3 protein-coding genes are annotated in these 12,230 nt (G+C 47.1%); 1 reads left to right on the top strand and 2 read right to left on the bottom strand.

Annotation, left to right across the window (positions count from 1 at the left end; all coding sequences use genetic code 11):
• Window positions 1-49 precede the first annotated feature (49 nt).
• Window positions 50-9,406, top strand: coding sequence for a Calx-beta domain-containing protein (locus E1163_RS26405; protein WP_155176080.1), 9,357 nt, complete (start codon window positions 50-52; stop codon window positions 9,404-9,406).
• Window positions 9,407-10,155: 749 nt separating this feature from the next.
• On the opposite strand, the gene E1163_RS26400 is transcribed toward E1163_RS26405, so the two are convergent.
• Entirely contained in the window at window positions 10,156-10,938 is a 783-nt protein-coding gene (locus tag E1163_RS26400; protein WP_155176078.1) for a T9SS C-terminal target domain-containing protein, read from the bottom strand.
• A gap of 116 nt (window positions 10,939-11,054) precedes the next feature.
• Window positions 11,055-12,230, bottom strand: a 1,176-nt coding sequence (locus E1163_RS26395; protein WP_155176107.1) for an ABC transporter permease, incomplete at its 5' end; no start/stop codon positions are given.

Genomic DNA, 12,230 nt, shown 5'->3' with positions numbered 1-12,230 from the left:
TTTATATTTTCAACTTAACTAACTGTGTTTTACCGCAACACGTGTTTATATGGAAAAGGCTTTACATTATTTCACCATCATATTCTTTATTTTCTGTTCCGCAGGCCTTCGGGCCCAAACCGTTGATCTTTCCTTAGATGCCAATACCGGAACAGAAGCTTCCGCCACAGCAATAACTGTAACCGCAACCGCTTCAGTAGCTGTTAGCGGTGATCAAACGGTAGATGTGACCGTAACAGGAACTAATATTACCGGCGGAGACTACACCCTCAGCGCAACCACCATTACCATACTGGACGGTGCAACTACAGGCTCAGTCACTTTTACCATCACAGATGACGCTATCTACGAAGGCCTGGAAACTGCCACCATCACCATATCAAACCCTAGTGCGGGGATAACTTTAGGTACCACAACCTCTGATGATGTAGACATCTCCGATAACGAATCGCTGCCGGATGTAACTTTAGGAATCACCGGAACACCCCTGGCTGAAAATGGAGGAGTGGCAACCGTAACAGCTTCCATAAGCCCCCTGTCAGAACTTGATGTAACCGTTGACCTTGATTTTTCCGGTGCATCCTCACCCGGTGATTTTAGTGCATCAGCAACAAGTATTGTTATTACAGCAGGCAATGCTTCCGCCAATATGACCATAACAGGTATGGACGATGCACTAGATGAAAGTAATGAAAGTGTAATTGTTGATATCATTTCGGTAACCAATGGTACTGAATTAACCAATCCGTCTGTTACTGCGCTTATTAATGATGATGATCCTCCTGTTGATATTAACTTAGGAATATCAGGATCTCCTTTGAATGAAAATGGAGGAGTTGCTACGGTGACAGCCACACCGGCCACTGTTTCAGGCAGGGTGATAACCATAAACCTAACCTTTTCTGGCACTGCAACAGGCGGAACGGATTACACAGCAAGCAGCGCCACCATAGTACTCAACCCGGGGGATATGTCAGGTGACATAACCCTGACAGCAGTAGATGATAGCAATGTGGAGGGTAGTGAAAGCATAATAGTAGACATAGATGCTATAACTAATGGTACAGAAAATGGCACGCAGCAGGTAACAGCAACCATTACTGACGATGATGTTCCGTCTGTACTATTCGGAGTAACCTCCGGTACAACTGCCGCCGCGACTGTAACTTCCAACATCACCCTTACCTTTAGCGAGGCCATGCAAAAATCCGATGGAACTCCACTCATTGACAGTGACCTGGCCTCTATGCTTACTCTAAAGTATGATAATGCTTCGGGTACGGACGTCCCATTTACAGCCACAATAGATGCAGGAAAAACCATAGTAACCATTGACCCGACAGACAATAACCTGGGAAACAACCTTTTCGGATCCAGAAATTACTATGTAGCGATAGCAGGCAATGTGATTGAAACACAGGCCACCAACGTTGATCTGCCTGCGGACAATGCAACCATTACAGCGGAGGTACTTCCTACGCCAACCAACCACCCCACCGGGCTGAGCATTACAAACACTACTGCTACGTCAATAGAGCTGACCTGGACAGGCTCAGTCTCCGGCCAATTGCCGGAATATTACTTAATTGTAGCCAGGGAAACCTCCGGAGGTACATTCGCAAATGTTGCCGACGGAACACCTGTTGCAGACGATTTTGATTTCTCAGGAGGAAGCGCCAACGGTGCTGTTACAGTACTCCACCAGTCGGGCACAAACACCTATACATGGACCGGCCTGGACGAATTTACTGATTATACCTTCAGGATCTATCCCTACACCAACTACGCTGCCAATGTAGACTACAGGACCAATGTTATGATCCCGGAAGTATCAGGTTCTACTGATTGTACAGCACCAACGGGTCAGGCCGGTGGAATTGCTTTTTCCGCTATCAATGCTAACTCCATTCAGGTAGACTGGACTCCATCGGGTACAGCCAGTGGAGCTTTGGTGCTGGTAAAAGAAGCCGCTACACCTGTAGCTCCGACCAATGGGACCTCTTACAGCGCCAATGCAGATATAACTTTAGCTGAAGATATTGAATTCGGTGGAGGCATAACATGGGCAGTATATCAGGGTACAGGCTCTTCCGTAACCGTAACCGAGCTGGATCCCAGTACCACTTACCAATTTGCCATCTATGAATTCAACAGCACCAACCAATGCTATAACCTTACCGGCCCGGCAAGTGGAAGCCAGGCCACTACAGCAGCAGACAACAGTACTACGATCACCAATGGTTCAGGCGCTGTTACCATATCATCATTGGCTGATACTGAGGGTGAGCGTGTAGCAGCCTTTACTTTTACCATTTCGGATATAGGCCCTGACGGTGAACAAACGGACATTTCCCAGATGACTTTCCGTCCGGTAGGTGGAAGTAATGAGGTATCAGACTGGTCCCAGGCCATAGCCGGGGCAAAGTTAGGTGACGGAGCTGCTTATGGAGATCATGGTACAGCTATTATTAACAACAACAGCATTGTTATTCCAAATATATTGAAGGATAATGCCGGCGGCACTACCAACGAACTGGGGGAAATATTCAATGGGAATACAAAAACTTATACACTCTATATATGGCTCAGACCTAACCTTGGTGGCACTTTGCCCACTACCATTGACGGACTTCACTTTGCGTTCTCACTTTCTAACACGGATATCGTCACAGACGCCAACCAGTCAGGCATGTTGCCGGGAACAGGAGCAGGTACCACGACCAACTCTAATGCTGATGGCGGTACCAATAATGAAGTTACCGTAGTGGCTACCGAACTTCAATTTGTTACTCAGCCAGGTAATACTTTTGTACAGTCACCTATGACCCCTGCTGTAACCGTACAGGCTGCTGATGCCAACGGCAACCGCGACCTGAGTTATACCGGTTCAGTTGACCTTTCTTCAACGGGTACGCTGGCTTCAATACCCTCTACTACCTTTACCTCCGGTTTAGGTACGTACAGCAATATTATTCATAATGCACCCGGAACAGGGCTTACTATGTCTACCACCAACCCCTCCCCGGTATTGGCCAACACTACCTCAACAACTTTCAATATTACAGGCCCGGCAAGTGGCTCTGACATCATAGCCAATGCCTCATTTACACCTCCTACGGATATCCTTTACACCAGCTTCCAGGCTGCTGATATCACTACAGCCGCCACCAGCCTGGAAATGGCCAGGTTCGACATCAGGGATGGAGGCAGTACAGCACCAGACGGTGATGTTTTTGACACGGAACTTACAGACATCACTTTCACGATCAATAACCCGACTTTTGTGAGAAGCGTAGCCCTGTATGTTGACAACAATCTGGATGGCAACTTTGATGATGAAGTGGCAGAAGTAGCTCCTGCAGGCAATACGGTAACCTTCTCTTCGCTTTCCATTACCGCGCCGGCAGATGGTACCATTACCTTTGCTCTCAGGGTAAGCTTCACCACCACGGTAGTAGACAATACACAGGTTACATTTACCGTGACCTCAGCTACGGCAAACCCGGCATCTTCCGGTTTCGCTACAGCCAATGCCGGTGGGGCCACGTCGTCCCTGAATGCAGGTGACAATACCATAGAAGTAGTAGCGTCTCAACTGATATTTACTACGCAGCCCCCAAGCCTTTTCAGGCCTAACGTCAACGTAACTCCGCAGCCACAACTCGAGGCCCGGGATGGCAATAATATTATAGACCTCGACTATAGTTCGGCAGTCACCGTAACCAATACCGATGGCCTGACCATGCTTAATGCACCCACAGCATTTACCAATGGTACACTCACATTTCCAGCTAATTTTCAATATACATCGTTCAATAACAATCAGCCCAACAATGGTGCCCTGACCGTTACTGACAACCCGGACCTGGGTACAGTAGCCAACGCAACCAGCAATGATGTATTTATAGATGGCCAGGCTCCTGCAGTAAATATTGCTGATGACCAGAGTGATAACCTTGTCCGTAATATTGATGAAGTCAACATCACCATCACCTTCACCGAAAACCATAACATTGACGAATCCGTGCCTCCGGTAATTACTATAGGCACCGTGGTGACTAATGGCACCATGGTTAAAGTGGACAACAAGACCTGGACCTATTTCTGGAATGTACCCGGTTCGATCAATCAAACGGCACCGGTTACCATAACCGCTACCGATGAGGCCGGTAACAGTGTATCAACCACTACGGGAAGAACAAGCTATATCATTGACAACAGCCCGCCGGTAGTAACCCAGATCAACCGACTGGACCCCTCACCTACCAATGCTGCGAGTGTGTCTTTCCAGGTGATATTCAACGAAAGCGTCGTCAACGTGGATGCTTCTGATTTTGTGGCTACGTTAGGTACTGTAGGTGCAGTGACAGGAAGTGGTAATACTTATACGGTAACCGTAGATAACCTGTCTTCCCTCACCGGTACTCTGGAGCTTACGGTACCGGCAGCCGCTACGATCAATGACCTCGCAGGAAACCTGTACAACTCCCTGTTTAACAGCGGACAAACCTACACTATAGATAGTACACCCCCACAATTCCTGACCTTAAGCCCGGCGGATAATTCCTTTAACAACCCAACGGGTTCAAACCTGGTATTCAGGTTCAATGAGGAAGTCCAGGTAGGTTCTGGCTTTATCAGATTGTTTGATGCTTCAAATACACTGGTACAGGCTTTTGATATTTCATTGCTGTCGTTCAATGCAGCCCTTGACCAGTTCACAGCCACGCCACTAATTCCGCTTAGCCAGGGTACAGGCTACTACATTCAGATGGATGCCGGTGTGGTCACCGATGTCGCCGGAAATGCTTTTGCAGGGATCAGCGATAATACAACCTGGAATTTCACAACCTTCGCACCTCCTCAGGTTACCGGTATCTCGCCATTCGGCTGCGTAGGTGGTACCATTACCATTACAGGTTCATTCCTTACCGGAGTCACTACAGTTACATTCAACGGTACGGGTGGCACGGTTAACTCTCCTTCCATTGTAACCAACAGTGATACCCAGCTTACCGTGGAAGTACCCTCATATTCCGGCTTCATCACTTCACTCAGTGGCACTCTGGACCTCACAAAGGATGATGGCACCGCATCAGGTTCCAATCCTGAGGTGACCATTACCACTACACAAACAGTCCAAATCGGTCCATCACAGGCGGTTCTGTCAGTTGGAAGTATAAATAACAGTACGGTATGTACAAGCGGAGCTATCCAGACATCAACTATTAAGGTGGATATCAGAGGAGGTGTAGGCCCCTATAATGTAGTATACTCTTTAGGAAGTGTTTCCGGTTATACCAGTGGTGCGGATATCGTTGTAGACCCCTCAGTTGTCGGGGTCAATACCTATTCATTAATCTCTGTAACCGATGCGAACGGATGTAACGTACCGGTCGGACAACTCACCGGCTCTTACAACGTGACGTTGAACCAAAGGCCAACAGTTGAAGCGGGAGGCAATGCATCAGGCGAGCTCGAGTACTGCCTCGATGATGGCCTGGATATTACTTTAAATGCTGCCACATTAGGAACAGGCCCTTCATTCAGTGCCAATGCCGGAGGTATAATCTGGTCAACAAACGGAAACGGAAATTTTGATGGGGGTACAGCAACAAGTACTAACCTGAATGCGGTTTACCACGTTGGCACTCAGGATATTTTTAACAACACGGTGAACCTGACTATCACCACTACAGGCAACCCAACTGCCTGCTCAGAAGTAACAGATGTACTGACTATTAACTTTGTTTCGAACGCAACTGCCAACCCGGGAGGTTTCGGTGGAGTTCTGGACTATTGCTGGGATGGCTCCAACCCTGCTCAGATACAGCTCAATGGTTCGGTATCAGGCAACTCTACCGGATACCTTTGGGAAACAGTGACCGGTGCAAGCAATACCCAGTTTTCAGACCAGACCATTGCCAACCCCGTGTACACTTTCAGCGCCACGGAGCAGGCCAATCAATCGGCTCAGGTTACCCTTACCCCCACAGGTGGCACCTGTGGGGCAGGAATACCCTCCAACCTTGTGATCAACCTGATCCCGCTACCTACCAATTCGTTTCAGCCTCCAATCAACAATGAGGTATGCCTGGCAGAATCGTCAGTACTCTATAAAGTGGGTAATAACAGCGGAAGCACCTATTCATGGACAGTACCCACAACCGGCGGCACCAGCTTTGTAGGTCAGGGCACAAGCACCATTATTGTGGATTGGGGCACGACTGCTGGCAGTTACAATGTTGAGGTAGTGGAAACAGATGCCAACGGTTGTCAGAGCAATCCAATTATTCTCCCTATAACTGTCAATGAAGAGCCGGGAGCCACATTCACCCCTCAAATCAACCACGCTCAGGGGGAAACCAACAAATACCGCCTGGCCCTGTTGGCACCTCCTGCCAATACAGATACCATCGCGGAAGGCATATTGAACGTACCTCCATACATAGAGTTTTACAGCAATGACGGCGGTGTGATAAGAGAGAATGGAAAATGGTGGTTTGATTCGAAAGACTTAAGCCTGGGCAGCTACCTGATTGAATATGTTTATGTTGACAATAACGGCTGTGAAACCACGGGCAATGAAACCTTTGAGGTATTTGATAACAGCAGCCTTATTGGTAACCTGGATACAGAATATTGTGAAGATGAACCTCAAACGGCCACCCTGGCTCCTTTTTTAAATCCTGGAGAAACACTGCTGTCCATGCATATCAGAATTAATACAACCAGCTCCCAGGCCTATGCCGGAGGAACTGTAGAAGCTGAGGGACTGGGACTGATCAGTACCAGTGGTACGGCCTTGGGACCCTTCGTATTTGTTCCCGACAATGCAGCAGATAGTATTCCCGAGCTCGATAACTCACTGGAGCTGGAGCTTCGCTACCGCTATATGACCAGCCTCGGCAGCATTCAGTCGCGTAGTCAGAAAACAACGGTTTACAGGGCTCCTACACCTTTGTTCTCCATTGAAGGTAATCAAAGAGTTTATTGCTCCGCAGACGGACCGGTTCAACTTATTCCGAATAATGACCTCGCCAGCGGCACCAATACATTCAACTTCACGTCTGACTATGACATCAATGACGGTACAAATACAGTAGTACAACAAGGAGGCAACTTCTTCTTTTACCCGGCTAACTTCCCCATGAATGCCAATACCTACGTGGATACACTGTCATTAATTTATACATTCGATCAAAACATAGGCAACTCAAAATTCTGCTCCAACAGTGATACATTAAAAGTGGCCATATTCAACCAGCCACCTTCACCCTCAGTGAACGGGGAATTGTCGCCTATGGTAAGTGCATGTATTATTGGCTCCACCCTCCCTGAAATAAGGGCTGAGGGTATTACCGCTTCCGTGCCCGGAGGTGTGGATTTTGCATGGTTTGAAACCAATGATACAGACGGTACACCTATATGGACAGGCCCGGTACTCGATCAAAACATAATTGCCGGAGTAGGTACCGTTGATCAGTTTTATGTGGCCCAGGTATTCAGGGGCAACAACTGCTTCAGTCCTGCAGTAGAAGTTATTGTGGAAAAACTGGATGTCTTTGACTTTACGGTAAATACCAGTTGCATCGAGTCAGGTTCACCGATCACCTTCACAAAAAACACTACAGGTATCAACCTGGCAGGCGTCAGGTGGAAAGTTAATGGTACAACTGAAAGCACACAAACCGCACCCGGCATAACAGATAACTTTGACTACGCCTTTACAGCCCCAGGCTTGTACGAAGTAGCGTTGGAAATACAAAGCCAGAACGGTTGTGTCAATGAACACAGCAAAAATGTAGTAATTACACCACAGGAAGTTGCCAGCAACGCCGATGTTTATTTCCAGAACTTTGAGTCCAATGACGGCAGCGGATGGGTCGCCAATGGTAGTAATTCAAGCTGGGAATACGGCACACCGGCCAACCAGGATATAGTGCTGGGAGACAACAATGGCAGTACCATCTGGATAACCGGACTTAGCGGGCCATACAACAAAAATGAGCAGTCATACCTATACAGCCCTTGTTTTGACATATCAGGTCTTGACCGCCCAATGATCTCTTTCGATAGCTGGACCAACACTGCTGATAAGGAAGATGGTGTAATACTGGAATACTCTGTAAGTGGAATAAACGGCCCGTGGCTCAGGCTGGGTAATTTTGATGATGGTATTCAGTCAGGTATAAACTGGTACAACCAGCGCGATATATCTTCCAACCCTGGCAATCAGGCAGTAGGTTTCTACGGTTGGTCCGGAGCCAATAGTGGCTGGGTAAGCTCCAAGCACAGACTTGACGATATTCCGCTGGCTGACAGGTCCAATGTCATTTTCAGATTTACTTTCAAAAGCACACCCGGTTCTGCCGAAGTAAGTAAACCCGATGGCTTCGCCATTGACAACGTATTTATAGGCAACAGGACCAGGATAGTGCTGGTGGAAAATTTCACCAATACGGCACAAACCCAAAACACCAAAGCTGAGGCCGACTTCCTAAAGACATTTAACCCTAGTGGCCTGGCAGAACTGGTTAAAATAAACTATCATACGGCTTTCCCCGGAGATGACCCTTTCAATACCACAAATACGGCTGACCCAAGTGCCCGGGCATTGTACTACAACATAGCCCAAACCCCGAGAGCCAGGCTCGATGGGGTCATCAGGAACGATTTGGGTACTTTATTCTCTGAGTGGGGCGCCAAGGAATATGGCATCAGAACGTTGAACAATGCACCTTTTGAAATAAATATCTCCTCTGCTGCCAATACTGGCACTATGGATATCTCCGTCGCACTAACGGCCTTAGTGGATATTGCACCCAACTCAGTAGTTCATATAGCTGTGGTAGAAAAATCCGTTGATCTGGCCCAGGCAGGCTTAACACAAGTACCCAGTGGAGAGCAGGATTTTGAATTTGTACTCAGGAAAATGCTGCCTTCAGCATCAGGTACAAAGATCTCAAATTCCATTGCCCAGGGTGAAACCATCAATGTGAACTATTCATGGATCCCGCAACTGGACTTTTATAACCCGGCCTCGGTAGCGATTATCGCCTTCATTCAGGATGAAGATACCCGTGAAGTATATCAGTCCAGTATTCTGGATAATATTACTCTCCCTGATAAAGTGACAGGAATAGACAAATCCCCGATGTATGTCAGTTTCGAACTCTTCCCTAACCCTGCCCACGACAAGCTGACGGTAAAATTACCACTTGGCTTAAAACAGCCGGTGGTTAAGATGTTTGACATGTTTGGCAAAGTAATATTTGATAAACAGATCGACGTAAACAAGTTCGAGTTAGACACAAAAGGTATCGCCGCAGGCATGTACCACGTCCAGGTAGAAACTGAAGATGGTTACTTTGAAAGAAAGCGGGTGATGATCATCCATAATTAAAGTATTCAGTGATCGGTGTAATAGTAAACGGTGAATGGGTAAACAGTAAATAGTAAGAATTCCGCCCAAAGGAAATTGTGTTAAGGGTTTGGTTTGGCTTAGTCGAACCAGACCCTTCAAACCCTCCCCGGTAGCTGTTCCTCCCTGATGCCTGTCACCAAACATGCTTCTTGCGGCAGAATAATTTCTCCCCCAGTGGCTCGACCCCTGACAGCCACCCTGCGCCAGGCCGATTTCAATTTGAGCCACATCCACTACCCCTGCTTCTTAGCAGCCAGTTTTACCAAACTTCCAAAGTTTAGTAAAACCGCAATTGAATTCGGCTGCAAGTCTTTAGCCATAACTCTACCAGCCAAGCCCCAGTCCTGAAAGGACGCTATCTATCAGCAAAAAGTGAAGCCTTTTGTAATAGCATGCATGTGATCAAAAGGCCTGAAAGGCTGGAATTAATACGAACTGTGGTTATTACCTACTGCCCGCGGATCAAGCCGAATTTCTGAGGAGACACTAAGTTTTCATCTCTTTGCCGACAAGACAGTTGTTAATAGCAATCGGCAAAAGCAGTAGACAAACTCGTATAATATAACAATAAGCACGGTTTACTGATTTTCAGTGGCAAGTTTCACTTTACTTGTTTACTCCCCAATCCATTTACTCCACAGGTTTTACGCTTGTTCCCTGCCCACGATACAGAGCAACTCTACGAAATATAAGCTTGATCCGGTATTTACCACCCTTCCCTCACTACCTCACTTCTTAACAAACTTCTCCTTCCGGTTCTGAATATTCAGGTAATACTCCCCTGGACCCAATTCTGAAACAATGATTTCCTTTCCCTCCCCCTCCTTGACCAATTGACCATAATAATCTGTGATAGTGTAACGGGTAGAGTCGGAAAGCGTAAGTTTGGTGGTTGCCACCACAGGATAAAATGTGATTGGCGTCTCCGTGGAAGTATAATCCAGCTCTACAGAGTAAATCACCGCGCCCTCTGGATCTTCATAACGGATGCGGTACCTGTTCTCACCCTTATGGTGGTTAGCCTGCACCGCATACTGGTTATTACCAATTCGCCCTTTAGACAACAATGACCGCATCACCTCCCACTGCTTTCTTCCGGACTCATACCGCTCAATAATAAATTGCCCTCCGGGAACCTCCCCTGACGTAGTCCAGCTAATAGCCTGGTTATCGGACTGGCTCGAAACAAATTGGAATCGCTTAGGTGTTTGGATCACCTGCGGGTTGACTACCCTCGGCATACAACCATCATCAAATGTTATCCTGATCACAACCAGGTCATTAAGCTGCAGGTGCGTAAGGTCTATTTTAAAAGCAGATATCTGAGGCGCATCAAACAGCTTCCGGTCATTCACAAATACCTCTTTGGTGCAGAAAGCGTTCGTACTGTGATTGAAAGGATTTTGCACAAAAACAGACTTGCCCTGATATGTACCGGAAAGCACTATTTCTCCGCTGTAAAGAGGGGTACTAATTAAAAGCCAGATACTAAAGAAAACAATCCTTTTCATCAATAGTCAGGTACTATTTAATGAATAATCCGGTGTTAAGCAAAAAGACGGGCATCAATAACCCAAAAAATCGAAATAGCCAGGCCTGCTCCTTTCGGCATTACACTATTAACGATCTATTCAAAACGCAACGATTCGATAGGATCGAGCTTGGCTGCTTTATTTGCAGGGTAATAACCGGAGATCAGCCCTACAACTACACAAACTACAAGCCCTACGATAATCCAAAGCCACGGCATAACAAACCCATCAATACCCAGGATAGTGGCAAAAAGATTGCCGATACCAACACCAAGAATAGTACCTGCAACACCACCTAACAGGCACACCACGATAGCCTCAATAATAAACTGCTGACGAATTCTCAGCGGCGTTGCCCCAAGGGCTTTTCTTACACCTACCTCCCTCGTCCTTTCCGTCACCGAAACCATCATGATATTCATCAGGGCCACACATGCTCCCAACAAGGTAATAAAGCCAATAATAAAACCGGCTATCCGCAGTATACTGGACAGTTCGCCCATGGTATCCGCCAGTGATTCGCTCTTGGCTATTTCAAAGGAGTTAGGCTCCCCCAGCCTGTCCTGCCTGATCTTGCGCATGATGCCGGTAGCCTCTCCCATAGCCATATCCATTTCGGCAGGGTTGTCTATCCCTACAGTGAGGCTATACTTCAGTTGCCTGTCGGAAGACATTTTGCTGGCATTGAGTATGGGGATGATCACTGAATTGTCCGGGCCACTGCCTCCGCCGATCTGACCTTTTTCTTCCAGTATGCCGATCACCTTGTACTTACCACCGAGTAACGATATTTCTGAATTAAGAGGGTCCTGATCATTGGTATAGAGAGCTTCAACCACATCCTTACCAACAATAGCCACATTGGTACCATATTGCACTTCTATATTAGAGAAATTCCGTCCTTTCGCAATATTGAGTCCTTCAAGCGCCACATACTCTTCATTAGCACCCACTACCCACACATTGGGGTTAGTTTTTTTAGACTCGTGCTTTAGCTCTGCGCTCCAGGACACAGACGTTGAAAGGCTGACACTGGAGGGGTATTGGAACACCTCAGTAAACTTAACAGCCTCTTTCAAAGTAAGCGGAGGGGCAATCTTTTCCGTTCTCCCCTGCTGTCGGCCTCCACGGTTCCTTTTCGAATAAATATCAAAAGTATTCACGCCCAACTCAGCCAGGCTGTCCTTAACCGAATACTGAATGCCATCAACAGCAGTAAGTATACCCACCAGGCTTGTAATACCAATGGCCACGATCAGGGCAGTAAGTAT

Source organism: Fulvivirga kasyanovii (genome assembly GCF_009711405.1).
Lineage (GTDB): Bacteria > Bacteroidota > Bacteroidia > Cytophagales > Cyclobacteriaceae > Fulvivirga > Fulvivirga kasyanovii.
This window is presented reverse-complemented; position numbering and strand designations above follow the sequence as displayed.

Bases quoted from the DNA above. Each gene is read 5' to 3' on its own strand.
- E1163_RS26405 (WP_155176080.1), top strand. From the start codon at position 50: ATGGAAAAGGCTTTACATTATTTCACCATCATATTCTTTATTTTCTGT.
- E1163_RS26400 (WP_155176078.1), bottom strand. From the start codon at position 10,938: ATGAAAAGGATTGTTTTCTTTAGTATCTGGCTTTTAATTAGTACCCCT.